Annotated in this window: 17 protein-coding genes; 6 read left to right on the top strand and 11 right to left on the bottom strand. The window is 34.9% G+C overall.

The window, feature by feature from the left end:
* Positions 1–21: 21 nt before the first annotated feature.
* Positions 22–909 (bottom strand): 3-hydroxyacyl-CoA dehydrogenase family protein, encoded by an 888-nt coding sequence (locus ACXX8U_RS07140; protein ID WP_458565251.1) that lies wholly within the window; start codon positions 907–909, stop codon positions 22–24.
* Between the two features lie 81 nt (positions 910–990).
* On the bottom strand, positions 991–1,956 hold the full coding sequence (locus tag ACXX8U_RS07135) for a Gfo/Idh/MocA family oxidoreductase (protein ID WP_166133840.1): 966 nt from the start codon (positions 1,954–1,956) through the stop codon (positions 991–993).
* A 156-nt stretch (positions 1,957–2,112) separates the two neighbouring features.
* Between ACXX8U_RS07135 and ACXX8U_RS07130 the strand changes: the two genes are divergently transcribed.
* Complete coding sequence (locus ACXX8U_RS07130) at positions 2,113–2,754, top strand: protein-L-isoaspartate(D-aspartate) O-methyltransferase (RefSeq protein WP_236364209.1); 642 nt, start codon at positions 2,113–2,115, stop codon at positions 2,752–2,754.
* 71 nt (positions 2,755–2,825) lie between these two features.
* On the opposite strand, the gene ACXX8U_RS07125 is transcribed toward ACXX8U_RS07130, so the two are convergent.
* The 3 genes from ACXX8U_RS07125 to ACXX8U_RS07115 all read right to left on the bottom strand — a co-directional run bounded on the left by ACXX8U_RS07125 (position 2,826) and on the right by ACXX8U_RS07115 (position 4,860).
* A complete protein-coding gene (locus ACXX8U_RS07125; RefSeq protein WP_458565250.1) occupies positions 2,826–3,797 on the bottom strand; it encodes a helix-turn-helix domain-containing protein in 972 nt (323 codons plus the stop codon).
* An 81-nt stretch (positions 3,798–3,878) separates the two neighbouring features.
* Complete coding sequence (gene smpB / locus ACXX8U_RS07120) at positions 3,879–4,334, bottom strand: SsrA-binding protein SmpB (protein WP_458565249.1); 456 nt, start codon at positions 4,332–4,334, stop codon at positions 3,879–3,881.
* A gap of 40 nt (positions 4,335–4,374) precedes the next feature.
* Positions 4,375–4,860 carry a SixA phosphatase family protein gene (locus tag ACXX8U_RS07115; RefSeq protein WP_458565248.1) on the bottom strand — a complete coding sequence of 162 codons (486 nt, stop codon included), beginning with the start codon at positions 4,858–4,860 and terminating at the stop codon, positions 4,375–4,377.
* Positions 4,861–4,904: 44 nt separating this feature from the next.
* Between ACXX8U_RS07115 and ACXX8U_RS07110 the strand changes: the two genes are divergently transcribed.
* On the top strand, positions 4,905–5,135 hold the full coding sequence (locus ACXX8U_RS07110) for a VF530 family protein (protein WP_458565247.1): 231 nt from the start codon (positions 4,905–4,907) through the stop codon (positions 5,133–5,135).
* A gap of 5 nt (positions 5,136–5,140) precedes the next feature.
* On the opposite strand, the gene ACXX8U_RS07105 is transcribed toward ACXX8U_RS07110, so the two are convergent.
* The 3 genes from ACXX8U_RS07105 to ACXX8U_RS07095 all read right to left on the bottom strand — a co-directional run bounded on the left by ACXX8U_RS07105 (position 5,141) and on the right by ACXX8U_RS07095 (position 7,221).
* Positions 5,141–5,692, bottom strand: coding sequence for a DUF3575 domain-containing protein (locus tag ACXX8U_RS07105; protein WP_458565246.1), 552 nt, complete (start codon positions 5,690–5,692; stop codon positions 5,141–5,143).
* Between the two features lie 116 nt (positions 5,693–5,808).
* A complete protein-coding gene (locus ACXX8U_RS07100; protein ID WP_458565245.1) occupies positions 5,809–6,357 on the bottom strand; it encodes a GNAT family N-acetyltransferase in 549 nt (182 codons plus the stop codon).
* 12 nt (positions 6,358–6,369) lie between these two features.
* Positions 6,370–7,221 (bottom strand): aldose 1-epimerase family protein, encoded by an 852-nt coding sequence (locus ACXX8U_RS07095; protein ID WP_458565244.1) that lies wholly within the window; start codon positions 7,219–7,221, stop codon positions 6,370–6,372.
* 162 nt (positions 7,222–7,383) lie between these two features.
* Between ACXX8U_RS07095 and ACXX8U_RS07090 the strand changes: the two genes are divergently transcribed.
* Positions 7,384–9,654 carry a M1 family metallopeptidase gene (locus tag ACXX8U_RS07090; RefSeq protein ID WP_458565243.1) on the top strand — a complete coding sequence of 757 codons (2,271 nt, stop codon included), beginning with the start codon at positions 7,384–7,386 and terminating at the stop codon, positions 9,652–9,654.
* Positions 9,655–9,724: 70 nt separating this feature from the next.
* On the opposite strand, the gene ACXX8U_RS07085 is transcribed toward ACXX8U_RS07090, so the two are convergent.
* A complete protein-coding gene (locus ACXX8U_RS07085; protein ID WP_458565242.1) occupies positions 9,725–10,765 on the bottom strand; it encodes an agmatine deiminase family protein in 1,041 nt (346 codons plus the stop codon).
* A gap of 182 nt (positions 10,766–10,947) precedes the next feature.
* Between ACXX8U_RS07085 and ACXX8U_RS07080 the strand changes: the two genes are divergently transcribed.
* Positions 10,948–12,468, top strand: coding sequence for a choice-of-anchor I family protein (locus tag ACXX8U_RS07080; protein WP_458565241.1), 1,521 nt, complete (start codon positions 10,948–10,950; stop codon positions 12,466–12,468).
* Between the two features lie 76 nt (positions 12,469–12,544).
* Here the strand turns inward: ACXX8U_RS07080 and ACXX8U_RS07075 are convergent, their stop codons facing one another.
* Both ACXX8U_RS07075 and ACXX8U_RS07070 read right to left on the bottom strand, forming a co-directional pair.
* Positions 12,545–13,432 carry a carbon-nitrogen hydrolase gene (locus tag ACXX8U_RS07075; protein ID WP_166133864.1) on the bottom strand — a complete coding sequence of 296 codons (888 nt, stop codon included), beginning with the start codon at positions 13,430–13,432 and terminating at the stop codon, positions 12,545–12,547.
* 134 nt (positions 13,433–13,566) lie between these two features.
* A complete protein-coding gene (locus ACXX8U_RS07070; RefSeq protein WP_458565240.1) occupies positions 13,567–16,272 on the bottom strand; it encodes a S8 family serine peptidase in 2,706 nt (901 codons plus the stop codon).
* Positions 16,273–16,817: 545 nt separating this feature from the next.
* Here ACXX8U_RS07070 and ACXX8U_RS07065 point away from each other — a divergent pair.
* Together ACXX8U_RS07065 and ACXX8U_RS07060 are read left to right on the top strand one after the other, a co-directional pair.
* Positions 16,818–17,648 (top strand): M57 family metalloprotease, encoded by an 831-nt coding sequence (locus ACXX8U_RS07065; protein ID WP_458565239.1) that lies wholly within the window; start codon positions 16,818–16,820, stop codon positions 17,646–17,648.
* A gap of 266 nt (positions 17,649–17,914) precedes the next feature.
* On the top strand, positions 17,915–22,273 hold the full coding sequence (locus ACXX8U_RS07060) for a PKD domain-containing protein (RefSeq protein WP_458565238.1): 4,359 nt from the start codon (positions 17,915–17,917) through the stop codon (positions 22,271–22,273).
* Positions 22,274–22,276 lie beyond the last annotated feature (3 nt).

Genomic DNA, 22,276 nt, shown 5'->3' with positions numbered 1-22,276 from the left:
TGACTTTCAAAATTTATGACATTAAATAAATTGTTTAGATATTTTTTCCGCTTTTTTGCTTTCAGAATAATCATAGAAACCTTCACCTGATTTTACTCCTAATTTTCCGGCGCGAACCATGTTTACAAGTAATGGACAAGGCGCGTATTTTGGATTTTTGAATCCGTCGTACATCACATTTAAAATAGCCAAACACACATCAAGACCAATAAAATCAGCTAGTTGTAATGGTCCCATTGGTTGTCCCATTCCAAGTTTCATCACCGTGTCAATTTCATACACACCAGCAACTTTGTTGTACAAAGTCTCAATAGCTTCATTGATCATTGGCATTAAAATTCTGTTGGCAACAAATCCTGGATAGTCATTTACTTCAACAGGAGTTTTTCCTAATTTTTCAGAAAGGCTCATGATGGTTTTAGTAACTTCATCGCTAGTATTGTAACCACGTATGATTTCTACTAATTTCATAATTGGCACCGGATTCATAAAGTGCATACCTATTACACGCTCTGGGTGCGTCACAACAGCACCTATTTGTGTAATAGATATAGACGATGTATTCGTAGCTAAGATGGTATCATGAGAACAAAGTTTATTCAACTTTTCGAAAATACTTAGTTTTAAAGCTACGTTTTCAGTTGCCGCTTCAACAACTAAATCAACGCCAACAACTCCATCTTCAATATCATTGTAAGTAATAATGTTGGTTATTGTTTTCGTTTTATCTTCCTCGGTGATAGTACCTTTAGCAATCATTCTATCTAAATTAGCGGCTATAGTTGCCATTCCTTTATCTAATGATTTTTCAGATACATCAATTAATTTAACGGTAAAACCACTTTGCGCAAAGGTATGTGCTATTCCATTACCCATTGTTCCTGCTCCGATTACGGCTATTGTTTTCATATTTTGAGTTTAAAGTTTAAAAGTTTAAAGTTCAAAGTTATTATGAGTAACTGAAAACGGTAAACTTCAAAGTAATTATATTTATTTTTTAAAGCAGTCAATGATTTGGTATGCTACTCGCAGCGCTTCTGTTGCTTGATTTAAGGTTACTGTTGGAGTAGTGTTGTTGGTAATGGCATCTGCAAACGATTCTAATTCATCAAGAATGGCATTATTTTGCTCCACTTCAGGATTGGAGAAGTAAATTTGTTTTTTTACTCCTTCAGCATTTTGCAGGATCATATCAAAATCACCTGGAACTTCTGGAGCATCTTTCATTTTAACGACTTCACATTTTTTTTCTAGGAAATCAACGGAGATGTAAGCGTCTTTTTGGAAAAAGCGTGATTTGCGCATGTTCTTCATCGAAATTCGGCTTGCGGTCAAGTTGGCCACACAACCATTTTCGAATTCAATTCTAGCATTGGCAATATCAGGAGTGTCAGAAATAACAGAAACTCCGCTTGCACTTATATTTTTTACTTTAGATTGAACTACGCTTAGAATAGCATCAATATCATGAATCATCAAATCTAAAACTACAGGAACATCGGTGCCACGAGGGTTAAATTCTGCCAAACGATGCGCTTCAATAAACATTGGGTTTTCGATCATGTTTTTAGTCGCAATAAATGCAGGGTTGAAGCGCTCCACATGCCCAACTTGACCTTTTACATTGTATTCATTTGCTAAAGCGATAATTTCTTCGGCTTCTTCAACGGTGTTTGAAATTGGTTTTTCAATAAAAACATGCTTACCTGACTTGATAGCGACTTTGGCGCATTTGTAATGCGAAAGAGTAGGAGTAACTATGTCAATTACATCTACAGCATGTATTAAAGTAGCGATGGTGCTAAAATGTTTGTAACCAAATTCTTTAGCTACTTTTTCAGCATTTTCTTGATTGGGGTCATAAAAGCCTACTAATTCATATTTTTCAGATTGTTGTAATAAACGCAAATGTATTTTTCCTAGATGACCCGCACCTAATACTCCAATTTTTAGCATAACGATGTAATTTTTACAAAAATAGCAATAATATGATTAAAATTCAATTTAAAAAAGTCCAATTTCGGGCTATTATTGCAAGGATTGATTTTGCAAATTGCCATTTGTTTTTTGGTATTTTTCCCTCTATTTTTACCAAAATAAAACTACCCCATTTTGAGAGATACAGCCAAACATCAAGGACTTCGAAATCAACTAACAAGCATTTTAGAGCAAAAAGGGATTGTAGATAAAAATGTACTTGATGCGATAAAAAAGATACCAAGACACTTATTTTTAGACTCTAGTTTTGAAGATTACGCATATCAAGACAAGGCTTTTCCTATTGGGGCGGGGCAAACTATTTCACAACCTTACACGGTAGCTTTTCAGTCGCAATTGTTAGAAGTTAAAAAAGAAGATAAAATCTTAGAAATTGGTACAGGATCAGGGTATCAAACTGCTGTTTTGTGTACCATGGGAGCTAAAGTATACAGCGTAGAACGACAAAAAGAGTTGTTCAAAAAGACATCTAATTTGTTTCCGAAATTGCATATTAGACCCAAGCATCTTTCTTTTGGCGATGGGTACAAAGGTTTACCAAATTATGCGCCGTTTGATAGTATTATTGTCACTGCAGGTGCTCCTTTTATCCCGCAACCGTTAATGGCTCAGTTAAAAATTGGAGGTCGATTGGTAATTCCGCTTGGCGAAGACGTTCAAATCATGACGTTACTTATTCGTAAAAACGAAACCCAATTTGAAAAACACGAATTTGGTGAATTTCGATTTGTACCGCTTTTGGAAGATAAAAATTAAGTAAGATTCCTAATATTCTGACGATAATTTGTTCTGTCTTTATTAGTAGACTATCAGAATTTATTTCAATTTCATTCGGTTGTAATAGCTAAACCATATCGTTTTAAAATGTTTTTCTGCTCATTTATAACGGCTATATAATTTTCTTCTTCACTTGAATTTGTTGTGTTTAATAAGGTTTGAATAGTTGGTACCAGCGTGTAGCCATTCAGTAAGAATAAGTAATTAGCCACTAAGCACGCAATCTTTTCATTTTCAACATCAAAAACAGACAGGCTTCTTAACTTTTGATAGGTTTGGACAGCAAAAATAATAGGATGAAGCTCATTTTTTTGGCTTTCGAACCATGTGAAAAAGCTTTCCAATTCTTTGTTTGATTCATTTGTCTGACTTTCATTTGCATCTGATGAAATGCCGCGAATTACCAATTGATAAAGTGTGTATAACTCTTTAGAACAGATTACTGTATTGTTTTGAGCAAGGTCTCGAAGGTAGGCAAGTGCCTCATGCTGATTAATTACTTCAAGGTGTTCGCGCATGCTTTTTCCTGAAATGGTGTGGCCTTTGTTGATGACTAAATCTGTTTCTCCAAGATTCATACTGTTTCCCGCAGCACGGTTGTTTTCAAAAGTAAATTCTATTTCTAAAGATTTGGATACTCGGTAACGGTCAAAGTGACTAATTTTGCTTAAGTCATTTTTTAAAGAAGTAACCTCATCTAATAAGCGTAAAAGGATTGTTGAAGGCTCGAAAATTTTTGGTCTAGCAATTACTTGGAGTTCCTGCTGAGCGAGTAGTAAGGCTTGCATAGCCCATTCTTCGTTATTGATTTCGTGAAGAATTTTATCTTTAAGCCAAAGCACTACAATTTTTTCTAAGTCTATTTCGAGTAAATGGGCTAGTTTTACTAATTGGTCTCTTGTAGGTTTTCGGTTTCCAGTTTCAAATTTGCTAATCAAAGCTTGATCAATGCCTAATAGTTGCGCTACCTCTCTGGTTTTTAAACCTTTTTTTTCGCGCGCTATTTTAAGCATTTGGTGCATATAATTGAAATGTTTTTGAGAGTCTTGACGATTTAAGTCATCAATAAAGTCATAATCTTAATGTAAATAAAACCAAACCACTTAGAATGATTTTTTGATTCGTTCTAAGTCGCGTTTGGTATCTTGCTCTTTTAATGATTCGCGTTTGTCGTAGGTTTTTTTACCTTTACAAAGGCCTATTTGTAGTTTAGCCAAGCCTTTTTCATTGGTAAACAATTTTAAAGGAACAATAGTTAAACCTTTGGCTTGTACGCTTTTTAGTAGGCCTTTTAATTCTTTTCTTTTTAAAAGTAATTTTCGTTCACTTCTAGATTTGTGATTGAATTGATTACCAAAAGCATATTCTTCAATATAGGTATTGATTGCAAAAAGCTCAGCATTGCTGCTAAACTCACAAAAGCTCTCTGTAATATTGGCTTTGCCTAAACGAATAGACTTAATTTCAGTGCCTGCTAATACAATTCCAGCCGTAAAAGTTTCGATTATTTCGTAATCGAATTTGGCTCTCTTGTTGAATATGTTTATTGTTTTTACCATAGGTTACAAAGGTAATAAAATTTAAAATGGTTTTGTCAAATTAAGGTAATTTGAGAAGTTGATAACTAATGGTATCGCCAATGATGGTCACAATATAAAGGTTTCCAAATGTGGTATCTTCAATTGGGTTAAAAACTTGTTGATTAATTATTTTATTGACAAATTCAGGCGTGGTATTACTGTGCCCTACAATGAGTACTTTTCTGCCTAAAGTGATTTTTTTAAACGCCTTTAAATCGATTTTTTGAGGATCATAAAGCTGTACTTCAATTTTATCGGCAGTAGCAATTGGAGCCGCTGTTTGCTGAGTTCTTTTGTAATTGGTACTGTAAATTTGATCAAAATCAATTGATTCAAAAATAGCTTTCCATTTTTGGGCACGTTGCATTCCTAACTCTGATAAATTAGGATCTTTAGAGTTATCTACTTTTTCAGCATGTCGAATAAAATAGTAAGTAGTACTTTTTTGTTGACTAAAAGTAAGTTGCCACGCCATTAATAGGAATAATATCAGTTTTGTTTTCATATTCAATTATAGTTTGCTTCTTTAAAATTAATTATCTTTGCATTATGCAAAATTCACCATCAAAAGACCCGCTTCATGGTATTACTTTAAAATCTATAGTAGAGCAATTGGTTGCTCACTTTGGGTTTGATACACTAGGCGAATTGGTCAAAATTAAATGTTTTAGAGACAACCCCAGTGTAAAATCAAGCCTTACTTTTTTGCGAAAAACTGAATGGGCACGTCAGCAAGTCGAAGAGTTGTATGTAAAAACTCTACCTAAATTCACAAAGTAATCTTGCTATTTAAGTCGGTATGAAAGCATTATGCCACCGCGATACGGTAGCCATTCTCCACTTTTATTGTATTTTTTGGCTTCATCCACTCGTTCACCCGTACTAATCAAATACCCTTTGTAAAACCCCTGATGATTTCCGCCACCTAAAAAGAAATCCAAAACAAAGCGTTCTTTTATTTTCTTTTGGTAACCAATGGTAGCCCCTGCCATATATCCTACTCCTTTTTCGTAGTTATCTGTTTTCCAATAGTTCCATTTTTGAAAGTTGTAAACGGTACCACCTACGTGAACGCCAGCATAAAAACCATTAAATTTTTCTTTAAAATGATAGCGGTACTCTGGAACAAACATATAGAACTGCGCTGGATTTCCATTGATCGATTTCCACATAGACGCAGTGATATCAAACTGAAAAGTTGATTTTTTACCAATGCTAGTTTCAATACCAACATTAGGTACGGTGAGTAAAGTCGTAATTGCATTGGCTTTCAAATAGGTTTGTGCTTGCGCAAAAGTGCTAATTAAAAGGAGAGTGCAGTAAATTAGTTTTTTCATAATTATCGAATTAATACCAATGGTATTCAATGTGTATAATGGTTTGGAGCAAATTTAAAATATAATAGATAGCAAAAAGGAATTGTGGTTTATAAATCACTTTTAAAGTGATTGTTTTACTTTTTTAAAATCGAATAAACAAGGCTGTCCCAGAAACGACCATCGAAAAATTCATTTTCTCGCAAATGACCTTCTTTTATAAATCCGTTTTTCTCTAATACTTTTGCAGAAGCATAATTTTTAGGATCGATAATAGCTTCAATAGAATGCAAGTTCATTTCGTTCCAGCCGTATTTTACAACTTCTTGCACTGCCTCTGTTGTAATTCCTTTGCCTTGATATTCAGGTAATAACATGTATCCAATTTCGGCTCTGTAGCTCTCCGGTTTTATTCTGTAATGCCCAATAATACCAATCATTTTTGGATTGTCTCGCAAAGATATGGCCCAATTAATACCTAGATTAGCATCAATGTTATCATTGATAGTTTTAATATGCTCAAGTACTTGTTCGGTAGTATGCAATAATGGTCTTGGAATAAACTCCATTGTTTGAGGATTAGAACGTAACGCAAGCATTTCGGCAGCATCGCCATTGTCTAAACGTCGTAAAACCAATCGCTCGGTTTGTAAAACAGGAAATGGGGAAAAATTAATTACCATCATGTGAATGCATTTTTAAAGTATTTCTATTTGATATTGTGCCGTAAAAGATTGATTTGTATTAAGTTTTTGCATTCCTTCCTTTTCAAACAAATTACCATTTGCATTTTGAGTATCAGAATAACCAAACCAAGGTTCAATGCAAATAAAAGGAGCGTTAATTTTTGTCCAAATGCCTAAATTAGGAAATCCAGCATATTTTACTTTTAAAATGGGTTTGTCTTGCTGTACGATGGTCAACTCTTTGGATTCAATAGTTTTGAAAATCAAAGCATCATTCTCGAACATTTCATAATTTAATGCCACTTTTTTGTCATTTGTAGCAAGAACTTTGGTTTGATCAGATACTAAATCGTCGGCCAAAATAAAATACTTCAAAGTTTCTTCTTTTTCGAAAACTAAACTGTAATCATTAAAATTATCTGCTAAAGCAAATGCAGGATGTGCACCTATGGCAAACGGCATCGAATGCTCGCCTTTATTACTCACTTTGTAATCAACAAAAATAGAAGTATCTTGAAGTGTGTAGCTCACCTGCAATTCAAAATGGAAGGGATAAACTGCTAAAGTTTTTGCATCGGCTTGCAAAGAAAAAGTAACTGCTGTTTTTGACGATTGTACGATATCAAAAGGCATGTCTCTCGCAAAACCATGTCGTGTTAAATGGTATTGTTGCTCGTTAAAGTTGAAGCTATTGTTTTTTAAAGTTCCAACAATTGGGAATAAAATAGGAGCGTGCTTTCCCCAGATAGCTGGGTCACCTCCCCACATGTATTCTTTTTGATCCGAATTTGTAATTGAAAATAATTCGGCCCCAAGCTGCTTAATTTTAACTGTAAGTTTTGAATTTTCTAGCGTTGTAATCACGTTGATTGATTTAAAATGAGAATTTGGAATTTTGTAAAAGTATTTATAAAATATCTAATTGTTGCTTGAAGCACTTTTTTTATTCATGCAGGTGGTAATGATTGCGTTTTTAGGATTTAAATTCCACTTTTTTTATTTAATTTGTATAAAAAATTATAAACAATGAAAAACTTAAAATTAGGATTTCTACTACCAGTTGTTTTACTGTCTGTAGGAGTTCATACTTTGTCAGCGCAGCAGACTCCAGCAAATGGAGCAACGGCACCGATTTCAAAGTATGATTATCATGATGCGTTTGCACCTCATTTTTATTCGAAAAACGGAACAAATACTCGTTCTGCGAGCGGACAACCTGGAGCCGAATATTGGCAAAATAGCGCCGATTATAAATTGACTGCCAAATTAGACGAGCAAAAAAATGAAATTACCGGTACAGGAATCATAACCTACACTAATAACAGCCCTGATAAATTGGGATTTTTGTGGATGAATTTGGATCAAAATTTATTCAAAGCTGATTCTCGTGGAAATGCCGTTGTGCCCTTAACAGGAAGTAGAAACGGAGCTCAAGGTCAGGTTTTTGATGGAGGACACAAAATTAAATCAGTTAAAGTTTTAAGCACTAACAAAGGAGTAACAACCGAGGCAGTAGCTAAGTATGTAATCACTGATACAAGAATGCAAGTTTTTTTACCTCAGGCTTTGAGTGCAAAAGGCGGCGTTGTAAAAGTAAAAATCGAATTTTCATTCGTTGCACCTTATGAGGGGTCGGATAGAATGGGAGTTTTGGAAACTAAAAACGGAAAAATCTTCACGATTGCCCAATGGTATCCACGTATGTGTGTGTACGATGATGTGCGCGGCTGGAACACTAACCCTTACTTGGGAGCGTCTGAGTTTTACCTAGAATACGGTGACTTTGATGTGAGTATCACCGCTCCAGCAAACCACATTGTGGTGGCTTCGGGTGAATTGGTGAACACAACTTCGGTATATTCTGCGGCGGAACAAGCTCGTTTGGCACAAGCAAAACAAAGCGATAAAACAGTAATCATTCGATCTGCTTCAGAGGTTGAGGCACTTGCTAAATCAGCAAGTTCAGCTACCAAAACGTGGAATTATAAAATTAAAAATTCACGAGATTTTTCATGGTCTTCTTCTGCAGCTTTTGTTTTGGATGCTGCTAAAATTAATTTGCCAAGCGGTAAAAAATCATTGGCAATGTCAGTTTATCCTGTTGAAAGCGCTGGTGATGCAGCTTGGGGAAGATCTACAGAATATACTAAGGCTTCTATTGAACATTATTCGAAAAAATGGTACGAGTATCCGTATCCTGCAGCAATCAACGTTGCTGGAAATGAGGGCGGAATGGAATATCCTGGAATTGTATTTTGTAGTTGGGAATCAAAAGGAGCTGACTTATGGGGAGTTACTGATCACGAGTTCGGACACATTTGGTTTCCGATGATTGTGGGTTCTAATGAGCGTTTATTTGCTTGGATGGACGAGGGTTTTAATACGTTTATTAACTCTTTAAGTACAGAAGAGTTTAATAATGGCGAGTACAAAGAACCAAAAGCCGACATGCATCAAAGAGCGGAAGTATATACAAGTCCGAATTTAGAAACTATCATGAGTTCTCCTGATAATATGAAGGAACGTAATATTGGTTTATTAGCGTACTCTAAACCAAGTTCTGGATTGGTAATTTTGAGAGAACAAGTTTTAGGGCCTGAGCGTTTTGACTTGGCTTTGAAAACATACATTGAACGTTGGGCTTTCAAACACCCACAACCAGATGATTTCTTCAGAACGATTGAAAACGTTGCTGGAGAAGATTTAAGTTGGTTTTGGAGAGGTTGGTTTCAATACAACTGGCGTTTAGATCAGGGTATTAATAATGTGAAATACGTTAAAAATGATCCTAAACTAGGTGCAGTAATTACCATTGAAAACTTCGAAAAAATGGCTATGCCAGTAGCCTTAGATGTAAAAACTAAAGCTGGAAAAGTTACACGTGTGAATTTACCAGTTGAAATTTGGCAGCGCAACAAAGCATGGTCTTTCAAACACAATTCAACTGAAGAAATTGAAAGTATTACTTTAGATCCAGATCACGTTTTACCAGACAGCAATACTAAAAACAATACTTGGACAGCAACAGCTGGAACTCTTGAAAAAGATGTGATTTTGGATGGATATTTAGGAACTTATTCTACAAAAATGGCTCCGCTTAAAATTACTTTCACAGAGAAAAATGGCGTTTTAAATGCGTTGATTACAGGTTATCCAAGTTTTAGTGTAGAGCCAATTGGTAAAAACAAGTTTGAATCTAAACTAGCAGGGTTAACTTTTGAATTCAACGATAGTTTAAATGGCTTCGAAATGTTGGTTCCGGATGGACAAAAAATTCCTTTCACGAAGGAAAAATAAAACCATGATTGTTATCAAACAAAATAGGCTGCCCGAAAAGGCAGCCTATTTTTATTTAGAGTTTTAATTGTTATTCTGGTATTTGTTGGCTTAAGCAGTGCAAAGTTCCAAATCCCCAAATGAAATCAGTAGCACTGATTCCTATAACTTCTCTGTCAGGAAAGCATTCAGATAAAATATTCAATGCAATTCGGTCATTACTGTCATTAAATGTTGGTACCAAAACGCAGTTGTTCAAAATCAAAAAATTAGCATAACTAGCGGGTAATTGCAATCCATCAAAAAGTACTTTTTTAGGCATAGGCAACGCTACAATTACTGGTGATTTACCATTTTCTAGTTTTGCATTTTGCAAGCGCTTTAAATTGTCTTGTAGTGCATGGTAATTTTTATCTTCTGGATTCGTCTCTACGATGGCCACAATGGTATCTTCGTTGACAAAGCGACACAAATCGTCAATGTGTCCGTGCGTGTCATCTCCTACGATTCCGTCACCAAGCCAAATCACATTGGTTACTCCTAAATATTCTTTAAATACGGCTTCGTAATCTTCTTTGGTGAAACCTGTATTTCGTACCTGAATATCTGGATGTAATAAACATTCTTCAGAAGTTAATAGAGTACCACGACCGTTTACATCAATAGCACCGCCTTCTACAATGACAGGTTTTCCATTGTATACCACTTGCGTTAGCGGTAATCCAAGATGAGTGGCTACTTTTTCAGGAACCAATTTATCTAATTGTATGTTTTTGTATTTGGCCCAACCGTTGAAATTAAAGTTTAAAGCTTCTCTTGCAGAACCATTATATACGATAATTGGTCCTGAGTCACGCATCCAACTGCGATTGGTTTTGTATAAAATATAAGATATCGAGTCGGCTGAAACATGAGCCATCTCTAGCATTGTTTGCACTTTTTCTTTTTGGTTTTCATCGGCTACAACCAAGTAAACAGTTTCAAAAGCGGCTACTTTTTTAATGAATTCAACAAATGCCCACTGAACGGCTTCATATTTTCCTGGCCAATCTTTTCCATTGTGTGGAAAACAAAGTAACATTCCTTGTTGTTTTTCCCACTCTGCAGGAAATCGTCTTGTATTTGTAGTCATAAAGTATTTCTTAATTGAAGTATGCAAATATAAACATTCAGCTTCACACTCAAAAATGATGTGGGTAAGAATAGATACTCATGATTATTGTCAGTTTTTTTTGGTAATGATTTTATAATATTTAGTTAATTTCAAAAATACAGTTGCGTGTTAGTTTTGATAAAAACAAAAAACACACAATTATGAAAAAACAATTTATGATGTTCTTGGTTGCCGGTACCGTATTGGTAGGTTGCGAGAAAGATTCGAATGCAAACCAAGAACCTGAGTTAATCGTTAATGAAAATGCTGCAACTTTTAAAGAAATCGGTTCTCTTGCTGTAGGAGGAACGGGTGCTGCTGAAATTAGTGCTTATGATGAAGTGACTAAAAAATTATTTACAGTTAATAACAGCAATACCAATCAAATTGATGTAATTGATTTATCAGATCCTACCAGTCCTAAAAAATTAGCTGTGATTGATTTATCTGTATATAATGGAGCATCAAATAGTGTAGCAGTTTACGATGGCAAGTTAGCAGTTGCATTAGAATCTACTGTAAACAAACAAGGAAATGGAAAAGTAGTTGTTTTTAAAACGTCTGATTATAGCTTAATTAAAGAAATTACTGTGGGTGCATTACCGGATATGTTGACCTTTTCGCCTGACGGGAAATTTATTATGACGGCCAATGAAGGAGAACCAAATGCAGATTATTCGGTAGATCCTGATGGAACTATTTCGATTATTGATGTAAACAATAACTACGCTGTGACTACTTTGAATTTTTCGGGATTCGAAAATCAATCAACAGCTTTGAAAGCAAAAGGATTTCGTATTTCTAAAAAAGCAAAATCTTTTGCTGCAGATATTGAGCCCGAATATGTTACTATATCTGAAGATTCTAAAACGGCTTGGATCACTTTACAAGAAAATAACGGAGTAGCTAAAGTCGATTTGACTAGTAAAACCATAACTGCACTTTTTGGATTAGGTTATAAAGATTTCAACAACGTTGAAAATGGCATTGACGTAAGTGATAGAGACAATGCAATTGCCTTCACTCCATGGAAATTAAAAGGATTGTTTATGCCTGATGCAATTGCCAGTTATATGGTAAACGGAACTACTTATTTTGTAACAGCAAATGAGGGTGACGCTAGAGAATATGGTACCTATAGTGATGTTGCACGGTTAAAACCCTTATCATTAGATCCAACTGCTTTTCCTGATGCAGTAACTTTAAAAACAGATCCTCAAATGGGACGTTTGAATTTAGTTTCTACTGAAGGTGATACTGATAATGATGGTGATCTGGATGAACTTATTAGTTTTGGAGCGCGTTCTTTTACCATCTGGAACGGGAATTCAGGCGCTTTGGTTTTTGATAGCAAAAATGATTTAGATAAACGTTCTCAAGATTTTGGAACCTATGACGATGCACGTAGTGATGATAAAGGTTCAGAACCAGAAGCTGTTGTAGTAGCAAAAATGGGAAACAAAAATATTTTATTTGTTGGCTTAGAACGAACAGATACAGTAATGATTTATGACATTACTAACCCAGCAGCTCCACAGTATTTGCAAAGTTTTAAAACGGGCGATGCACCTGAAGGTTTACTTTTTATACCAGCAGCAAAAAGTCCTACTAAAAGAAGTTTACTCGTTGTAAGTAGTGAAGGAGATGGTGTAGTCAAATTTTTCCAACCGGATTTGAATTAAATAGAGTTATTATTTAAAGCAAACAAGCCTGCTGATTTTAAAATTAGCAGGCTTGTTTGTTATTTACAATAGAAATTTAGTCGATGGCTCTTTTTGTAATATCGCCAAAAGCATCAATACGTCGGTCTCTAAAAAATGGCCAGTTTTGACGTACATTTTCTTGTAAGTCAAGATCAACTTCGGCAATTAATATTTCTTCTTGATCGTGTGAGGCTTGCGCTAAAATTTCTCCTTGAGGTCCGGCAATAAACGAAGATCCCCAAAATTGAATTCCAGCTGTGTCAGGTAAATATTGCTCTAAACCAATGCGGTTAGCTGCTGCAACGTACACACCATTTGCTACGGCATGGCCTTTCATAACAGTCATCCAAGCATTGTGTTGGTTTTCGCCATATTGTTCTTTTTCTTGCGGGTGCCATCCAATTGCAGTAGGATAAAACAATACTTCAGCACCTTTCAAAGCAGTTAAACGAGCTGCTTCAGGATACCATTGATCCCAGCAAATTAAAGTTCCAATATTTCCTTTTTTGGTTGGATTGTTTTTAAAGCCTAAATCACCTGGTGTGAAATAAAACTTTTCGTAAAAAGCAGGATCGTCTGGAATATGCATTTTGCGGTATAAGCCCGCTTCTGTCCCATCAGTATCAATAATGTACGCACTGTTGTGATAAATGCCAGCCATTCTTTTTTCGAAAAAAGGAACAATAATAACCACTCCTAGTTCTTTTGCTAAAGCACTAAAAGCAGTAAAAGAAGTGCTGTACAAAGGCTCTGCGATTGAAAAATTTTCAACATCTTCGCTCTGGCAAAAGTAATGGCTGCTGTATAACTCAGGCAAAGAGATAACTTCTGCTCCTTGTTGTGCGGCATCGCGAACCCAACTGATGCATTTTTTCAAGTTGTTTTCGGCAACATCATTCAAATTCAACTGAATAACCGCTATTTTGTATTTTTTATTTGACATGCTTTCTAATTTTAGACTGCAAAAATAGTGAATTTTAGAAAGAGTAAAAAATAGGGTATTAGCGAATTTGTTTTTCTGAAGGCTCGCTTTTTTCTTGCAGTCCTTTTTTTGGAAATTACTTTAGCATGTTAACACTATAATTTAATTAATTTTCCGGTTTGTGTCTCGCCTTTAGCGGTAATAAGCTTATAAATATATACGCCAGATGTGAAATTAATGAGCGTGATTTCTGAGGATTTTGAACTAATAGGATTGGTTTGTATTAACTGCCCGCTGCTATTAAAAAGTTGTAATTCGCTAGCACCTTCGGATTTAGCTTCAATTAAAAGTTTGTTGTCTTTTTGGACCAAGGTTGGAGTAACAAAAAATAACTGTTCGAAGTAATAATTAGTCTCGAATACGGAAGAGTCGAATACTGTTCCATCAGTTAAAGTTAATCTGATAAAGTAGCGATTAATACCAATTTCGGGATTGTCATCTGTTACGGTAATTGTTTTCGAATTGATATCCAAGATGGTATTTATTGCAGTTTCTTGATTATTTTTTGTTTTGAGTATTTCTATTTTTTTTATTTGAAAAAGACTAAAAAGGCTAGCGCTTATTTTAATTTGATTTTCTGATTCAATTTCAGCTAGAGTCGACTCAAAATAACAATCTGTATTTGGTGTTGTGACTGCCGTCGATTCACTTTTGATGCCCTCAATTCCTTTAAAAACTGGTGCTACCGTATAATTTGTGGCATCGGTAAAGGTGTAGGTGTTGGTTGTTATTTGCTCTTTAAGTTGTAAGCTATTGTCGCGCAAGGTATAAATATTGAAAGCGTTTACGGCTGGTGGAGTAGACCAAGTAATCTCTGTAATTCCACTGCAAGCCAAAGTTGTGGTAACGTTTAAGTCGTACGATAAAATAAAGGAATCACTCAGATATTCTCGTTCGTTAATCTTCATTTTTAGTTTAGCTTGCGCAAAAAGGGGTTGAGCTGGTAAGTACAAATAGCGTTGATTTTGTATATCGATATTATTTTGAATCGGTGTCCATGATAATCCGTCGTCAAAGCTTATAGATAGTACTCCATTAGTATTTGTTTGATTAGTTTTCCATTTAAACGGAGAAGGATTTATTCCATCAAATGGGAAATTATCATTGCGTTTTGGATACAACCATTCAAAGGTATCGGCTGATTCATAATCATAAACAATACTGTAATTTTGAAAATCATTTTGTAAAAGCTGACTTTTCACTATTAAAGTATAAGTTTGCTCCTGAGGATTTGCTAATTCAATTTGTTCGATTGTATTGAGATGGTCGGGCGCTTTAGTAGCAGGGGCTGCTGGATTTGCGGCATTAAGTGACCAAGGTAATTCATTTTCTGTAGCTGAATTTAAAGATAAATCGAGGTCATTTACCAAACAAAAGGTGCTATTGGCAGGTGCTTCGGGATCAGTCCAAACTAATGATATTTTTAGATTTTTTGCGGAGGCAGGCAATTCTATTTGGTGGGTGTTAGTTTGCATGGATCCAATTTTTCCCAAAATAATCCTATTTTCATTTATAGTATTCAAGCATTTGGTAGCATTTATATTCCCGAAACCGTAGGTATAATCAGGGCCTTTATTACCTACATCTTTAGCACTGTTTATTAAAATGGCTTTTGCAGTATCATTACGTAGCGGCTGTTTGTTTTTTGCAATATGCAGTTCGTTCATTAAGGCGATAACTCCAGTAGTAATGGCTGCGCTATTGGAGGTGCCTTCTGTGCTGTAAGCTACTATTTCGGGTTTTATTCGACCGTCATTAGCAGGTCCTTTTGACGAAAAAGGCATTATTTGTTCATTAGTATCAACACAGCCAACTACAATACTATTTTTAGAGTTTTTAAAATTACCTGTAATGGTTTTATAGCCCTCAGTTCCTCTGTTTCCTGCCGAAAAGACATGGTTTAAGCTGGTGTTTTCAAATAAATTTTTGTCGTAAGAGTTTGCTAGTAGACCATAAAAATTTTCAATAGTGGTTCCATACGAATGATTTTGAACAGTTACACCTTGTAGGGAATTAATTGGATCAGGAAAAAGTGAATTAAAATTAGAGGATTGTATTTTAGCCTTAGGTGCAACGCCTTTACCAAATACTGAGCTATTGCCTAATCCTGCTGAAATAGTTGCCATAGCAGTAGCATGGGAGCCTACTTGTGCTGACTCTGTGCTAGACGAAATATATTTTCCGAGGAGGTCAATATCTGTTCGATCAAACAAATCATCTTTAATGGAAATTATTTGGTTGGCGCCTTCGATGAGCGGAAATATTTCGGACAATCCGTTTATTTGATTTACCGTTAAATTTTGATCTCTTATTTTAGATTCAAGCGCAGGAGTAAAGGATTCTGTTGTGATTGATAATACGAAGGGCAATGGTAAAATATGGCTTTGTATGGTTTTTAAATCAGTACGTAAAACAATAATATTACCAACAATTTTATTTACTATTTGCAACTTGTTTAATGTGGCTTGTAGTAAATCAATGTTAGAAGTTGAGAGATTGAAATTTATCTTTTTATTTTTTTTTAAAGTTTGTTGCGGTAGTTTCCAATCATTGTTAACTGGATAAATTTGTCCCCTAAATTTTGCTGATGATTTTTCTGAAACGGATATGATACAAAATTGTGCGTCTAATTGTTTTATTATTTGTTGTTTAGTATTCACTGCATTAAGAACAGTGGTTAAAAAGAAGCTTGAAGCTTGCTTTTGGTCTGTTGTAACAATCAAATGTTTCCACTGATCTAATTTTTGAGAAAATGTAATCAGAGGAATGAAAAGTAATGCTAAGATGATTTTGCAATTCATGTATTAAAGTATTTTGACCGTATTTTTTTAAAGGATCTTAATGCGTTGTAGTCCTTTTTTCTGATGATTTATTTGTAAGAATTTGTGATTTTGCATTATTTTGGAGCTATTGTGTTAGGGGTTTTTATATTTTAACACCTTACAAAAATTATGTTAAAAAATATAAAATAACTGTTGTTTGTACTTTTTTTCTTAACGAAATTTATTGTTGACTTTTTTTCAAATATAAAAAAATAATTTCTATTTGTATTTTTCATTTTATTAAATAAAATTTATAGTATGATATTTTATTATTCATATTTAGTACATATTGTTTTTTTTTAACAATAAAATTACTGTATTGATAAATGAGTCTTAATTCTAAAATGCTGCTTATTTATCATTTCTTTTATTAAATTGTTATATTTGTAACTTAATTTGTTAAAATTGTTAAATTATGTAAATTATGATTTTCGTACAAAATTTATTGTCTATTTTCGGCTTTTGGAATTTGCAAAGTGTTTCAAAAAAATAATTATTTAACTTTTCTTAAAATTAACCAAACGATGAAAAAAATTAAAAGAATTTTAATGTTGTCTTGTGCTGTTTTAGCCTTTGTGGCATGTACAAAAGATGACGAAACTACTGCTGTAAAAGCGGAAGCTACAAAAGTAACACCAGAAATTTTAGCTAAACTTAGTGCGCTTTCATTCAATAATAAAGATGTGAAAGTAATCAAACATACTAATGCAAATGGCGTTTCAGAAGATGCTTTTTTAATTGAAGGCGATATTATCATGACAGAAAAACAAATTAACAGCATGGACTTGCATGGAGGTATTACTTCGGAGCAATATCGTACAACTAATCTTGTTTCAGGAACAAGAACGATTAAAGTTGTTGGTTTATCAGGTACTGGTTCATCAGCTCTAAGTACTAACATGCGTTCAGGATTACAAGCGGCAATTAATCGCTATAATAATCTTAACTTGAGGCTTAAGTTCTCTTTAACATTCAGTTCTAATACTACTGGTGCTAATATTGTAGTGCGCAGAGAAGTTGGTGGAGCAGGCGGAGTAGCCGGATTCCCATCAGGAGGAAACCCATTTAATACAGTAACTTTGTACTCTGGTATGGACACGTATTCAGTTGGTGTAAACTCGCATGTAGCTGCTCACGAAATCGGACATTGTATTGGTATGCGTCACACAGATTGGTTTAGCCGTCAAAGTTGTGGAGAAAACACTAATGAGGGTACTTCAGGTGTAGGTGCTGTTCATATTCCAGGAACTCCAACAGGTTATGATGCTACTTCATACATGAGAGCTTGTTTCAGTTCAAGTGACACTGGTGTATTTAACACTAACGATGTTACTGCTTTAAATTATTTATACTAGTAAGTAGTATTATAAACACTTTGCAAATTTTAAGAAGGCTGTTTCTCTGTTGAGAAATAGCCTTTTTTTTATATTCAATTCTTTTAATTTCAGTTATAGTTCATAAACAGTGCTTGTAATTTGATTATTTAAGTTTAAATCTGATGTTCACATAACTAGTATTAAAAACATTTTTTGTGTAATATTTTTTTTAAAATAACTCATGATATAATTGTGTAGTTGATTAATTACTATATTTTTGTGAGAAAATTATATATTTTGTTTTCATGCAAAAAAATACGCTGCTGTTCCGATGGTATGTGCTATTGGCACTCTTTTTTGGAATTAATTCCTTACTTGCCAATACGATCTACCCCAATAATGAGATTAAGGAATTTGCTCCCAATGTAGATTTTAATTTTAATAACAATAGTAGTTGCTCTGAAACCCCAATTACATTCAACCCAACTGTGAGCGGTAATACTCCTTTTACTTATCTTTGGGACTTTGGTGATGGAAAAACATCTTCAGACAGCAATCCGACTCATACTTTTACGGCTTTAGGTTGCGGTATCCAAACCTTTATTGTCAAATTAACAGTCAAAGACAGGAATGGGGAGGAAAGCATAGTTAGTAAACCTGTTTTGGTACAACAAAAACCCGATCTGAAATTTGTAAACAGAATGGCAGGTTCCAACTCGGTTTTTGAACGTTGCGGAGATAATAATTCCAGTTTAAGTTACACCATTGATGTTGGAAATGAATCGGCATCAACTTCATGTGTTACTTCTTATAATGTTGATTGGGGAGATGGTAGAACAGAAACCAATGTTGTTTTTCCTAAGCAACATACTTATGAAAAGTTGGGGTCGTTTAATATGGTAATTACTGCAGTAGGTGCCAGTGGTTGTAATAACCGTGTTTCATATATTGTAAAAAATTCAAATAACCCAATCGGAGCCTTAATTGCTCCGGGAAATACGACCAATTTTTGTCTACCTGTGGCACCAATGAATTTTGCAATTGGGTCTTGGGCTCTCAATCCTTCAGATACAAAATATCAGGTAAATTATGGAGATGGAACTATTGTAAATTACACTCAAGCACAATTAGAGAGCTCGATTTATTACAACAAGGCTAATCCAGCAGCTTCTCAAAATTTTCCAATTCCACATACCTTTACTAGATTCAATTGCCCAAACGGAAACACTGTTGCTTTAATTATTTCTACCTCATGCGGGAGCACTTATTTAACAGCTGGTCCTATTATTATTTTAGATGTTCCTATGGTTGATTTTAACGTGAATCGCGTTAATTGTGTAGGTAGATCAGTGTTTTTCAATAATAACACTATTGCAGGTTACACTAATGATTGTAGTACTTTTAATGTTTATACTTGGGATTTTGGAGATGGTAGTCCTGTTTCAAGAGCAGTTAATCCATCACATATTTATAACAATCCAGGATCTTATACAATAACTATGTTTGCCCAAACGCCTTGTGGAATTGGAAGAACAGTTACCAGAACAATTTGTGTAGAACCAGTATTGCAACCTAGTTTTACCTATTCAAAACCATGTGCGAATTCAAATACTCAAATCACCAATACAACAGATGTGCGACAAAGTTGTGGAACAGAAACGTACATTTGGGAGGTAATAAATTATTTTGAAGGTTTTTGTGGTAAAAAGCCAGAACAATGGTTTTTTGCTAATGGTACTGGACGTAATTCAAAGGATCCAGTGATTAATTTTGTAACTCCAGGAACTTATTATTTACGCCTTACCACAATAAATTCATGTGGTGTAGAACGTGTTAATGTACAGATTATAGAAGTTAAAACACCACCAAAAATTACTTTAAATCCAATATCCGATTTTTGTAATTCGGCTACTATTCAGCCTGTTGGGAACGTGTTAGATGGTTGCGCACCGCAATCAGAGTTGACTTACTTATGGAGTTTCCCGGGCGGAACACCGTCAACATCAACTCTTTTGAATCCAGGTTCTATAACCTATTCAGTTAGCGGAAATTACCAAGCCACTTTTAGTGTAACCAATAGTTGTGGTACTACTACTGCAACACGAAATTTTTCAGTAAATACGGTTCTTTCGCCAATTATTAGCCCAAAATCAGAATCAATTTGTAGTGGTTCTTCATTTTTTGTACGTCCTACTTCTAATGGTATTGATAATGTTCCAGCAAATACGACTTATACTTGGACGAATCCGGTTGTTTCGCCTGCAGGAGCAGTAGGTGGTGCTGTCGGACAGTTTTCTCCCGTTAGTGCTATTGGTCAAACATTAGTAAATAACACGAACACTCCTGCCACAGTTACCTACACCATCAACCCAACGGCAGGAAGTTGCCCTGGGCCAGCCTTTACAATTACCGTTGAAGTAAACCCTTTGATCAAAGTAGTAGAAACGAATAAAAAATCAAGTTGTTTTGGTGCAAATGATGCTTCTTTGAGTATTGTAGTTTCTGGAGGAATTCCATTTGCAACGGGCAGTCCATATCAGTTTTCTTGGTCAGGTCCTGACGGATTTTCTGCCAATACCAGCTCTATCATTAATCTAAAACCTGGATTGTATACATTAAGAGTTATTGATAATGGTAATTGTCCGTTTGTCAAATCATATTTGGTAGAAGAGCCAGGAAAGTTTCAGTTTGGAGCATCAAAAATTGATATCAGTTGCTTTAATAAAAATGACGGAACTATTGATTTGAATGTGATAGGAGGTAATTTGCCTTATACATATGAATGGACCAAAGATGGGGTTTCATTTTCAACAACTGAAGATCTTAGAAATCTGCAAGAGGGTACTTATAAGGTTACGATCAAAGAAGCTAATAATTGCGATATTTTAACAGGTACTTATGTTGTAACAAATCCGCCATTGCTAGAGGTGAAATTAGAAAGTAAAGTAGATATTTTATGCTATGGTTTTAGCACAGGAGAAATAAATGTTACACCTAGTGGTGGGCGTGCAGTTGAAACCACTCCTGAAAATTTTAATTACCGTTACAATTGGTCAGGTCCAAATGGTTTTAGCAGCAGCATTAAAAACCTAAGAAATGTTCCTGCTGGTACTTATAATTTAGTGGTTACAGATAATTCAAATTGTACTGCAAATTTACAAGTGATTCTTACCCAAAACGATGAAATAGCACTTGACTTTACCAAGACCGAAATAGCATGTTACAATGACGCGAATGCATCTATTACAATTACCAATATTAAAGGCGGAATTCCTTTTGCAACAGGAGCGCCGTACCAAGTACAATGGAGCAATTTAGGAACAGGTTTGGTTCAGAATAATTTATCAGCTGGAACGTATTTAATTACCGTGACGGATGCCTTAAATTGTTCGAAGATTTTCCCAGTAATTATTGACAATGCACCCGTATTTACAATCAATCCTGATGTTAAAAACATCTCGTGCTTCGGGGCTAAGGACGCTTACATTCGTTTGAATTTGGTTGGTGGATTGGCTCCTGTAAAATTAGTGTGGGATGACGATTCAACTGCTGGAATTGAGCGAAATAATATAGGGCCGGGCCGCTATACTGTTACGATTACAGATGCTAAAATGTGTCAAATTAAAAGAACTTTTATAATTAATGAGCCTTTACTATTAGAATTGAAAGCTGATGTGACTAATACATTGAGCTGCTCAAATGCTAATACTGGAGCTGTCAATTTGGTAGTAACAGGTGGTGCACAGCCGTTTAAATACTTATGGTCAAATGGTGCAACTACTGAAGATTTACAAAATTTACCTCCTGACAACTATACCGTAATTGTTACCGATGCAAATGGCTGCACGGAGACACAATCCTGGAAAATAACACGTTTTGAACAATTAACTCCTACTGTTGAGGTGCTTACGGATTATAATTGTGAAACTAAATTTGTAAAACAAACATTTGTGGGCAAAGTAAAAGGAGGAATTCCACCCTATACTTTGAGTTGGTCTGATGGTGTTGTTTCTGGAAGCAACAACGAGATTATGAATACCAATAATAATGGTTTGATCATTTTTAGTGTAACGGATAGTTTTGGTTGTAGCGCAGCCATTAATTTTAATGTTGCTACGCCAGTTTTAGGAACTCCAAATTTTGAAACAAGTTCGTATGGCAACGATGTTTACCAACTTTATTCTATTCATGATCCTATTCAATTTTCCAATTTAGCTACTGGCGATTTCACTAGTATTTCTTGGGATTTTGGAGATGGAAATTTCTCTGATCAAGCGAGTCCACAACATATTTATACCAAGTCTGGAACCTATACAATTAAACAAACTGTAAATTATCCTTTTGGATGTCAATATGTAAATACTAAAACTTTGCTTGTTCAAAAAGGCTACAGTGTAGTCATACCTAATGCCTTTACACCAAATGGTGATGGAGTAAATGATTCGTTTGCGCCTGTGTTTTTAGGTTTTATTGAGATGACATTAGATGTTTATGATAGCTGGGGAAGTATCGTTTATACTGAAAAGGGCCAAACACTTAGCGGTTGGAACGGGAAAGTAAAAGATTTAGATGCAGAAAACGGAAATTATTATTTCAAACTTTCAGCAACTACTTTTTACAATAAAACAGTTGTCGAAGAAGGCGCATTCACATTAATTAAATAAAGA

It is taken from the genome of Flavobacterium sp. GNP001 (assembly GCF_054343775.1).
This window is presented reverse-complemented; position numbering and strand designations above follow the sequence as displayed.

Bases quoted from the DNA above. Each gene is read 5' to 3' on its own strand.
- ACXX8U_RS07140 (WP_458565251.1), bottom strand. From the start codon at position 909: ATGAAAACAATAGCCGTAATCGGAGCAGGAACAATGGGTAATGGAATA.
- ACXX8U_RS07135 (WP_166133840.1), bottom strand. From the start codon at position 1,956: ATGCTAAAAATTGGAGTATTAGGTGCGGGTCATCTAGGAAAAATACAT.
- ACXX8U_RS07125 (WP_458565250.1), bottom strand. From the start codon at position 3,797: ATGCACCAAATGCTTAAAATAGCGCGCGAAAAAAAAGGTTTAAAAACC.
- smpB (WP_458565249.1), bottom strand. From the start codon at position 4,334: ATGGTAAAAACAATAAACATATTCAACAAGAGAGCCAAATTCGATTAC.
- ACXX8U_RS07115 (WP_458565248.1), bottom strand. From the start codon at position 4,860: ATGAAAACAAAACTGATATTATTCCTATTAATGGCGTGGCAACTTACT.
- ACXX8U_RS07110 (WP_458565247.1), top strand. From the start codon at position 4,905: ATGCAAAATTCACCATCAAAAGACCCGCTTCATGGTATTACTTTAAAA.
- ACXX8U_RS07105 (WP_458565246.1), bottom strand. From the start codon at position 5,692: ATGAAAAAACTAATTTACTGCACTCTCCTTTTAATTAGCACTTTTGCG.
- ACXX8U_RS07100 (WP_458565245.1), bottom strand. From the start codon at position 6,357: ATGATGGTAATTAATTTTTCCCCATTTCCTGTTTTACAAACCGAGCGA.
- ACXX8U_RS07090 (WP_458565243.1), top strand. From the start codon at position 7,384: ATGAAAAACTTAAAATTAGGATTTCTACTACCAGTTGTTTTACTGTCT.
- ACXX8U_RS07085 (WP_458565242.1), bottom strand. From the start codon at position 10,765: ATGACTACAAATACAAGACGATTTCCTGCAGAGTGGGAAAAACAACAA.
- ACXX8U_RS07080 (WP_458565241.1), top strand. From the start codon at position 10,948: ATGAAAAAACAATTTATGATGTTCTTGGTTGCCGGTACCGTATTGGTA.
- ACXX8U_RS07075 (WP_166133864.1), bottom strand. From the start codon at position 13,432: ATGTCAAATAAAAAATACAAAATAGCGGTTATTCAGTTGAATTTGAAT.
- ACXX8U_RS07070 (WP_458565240.1), bottom strand. From the start codon at position 16,272: ATGAATTGCAAAATCATCTTAGCATTACTTTTCATTCCTCTGATTACA.
- ACXX8U_RS07065 (WP_458565239.1), top strand. From the start codon at position 16,818: ATGAAAAAAATTAAAAGAATTTTAATGTTGTCTTGTGCTGTTTTAGCC.
- ACXX8U_RS07060 (WP_458565238.1), top strand. From the start codon at position 17,915: ATGCAAAAAAATACGCTGCTGTTCCGATGGTATGTGCTATTGGCACTC.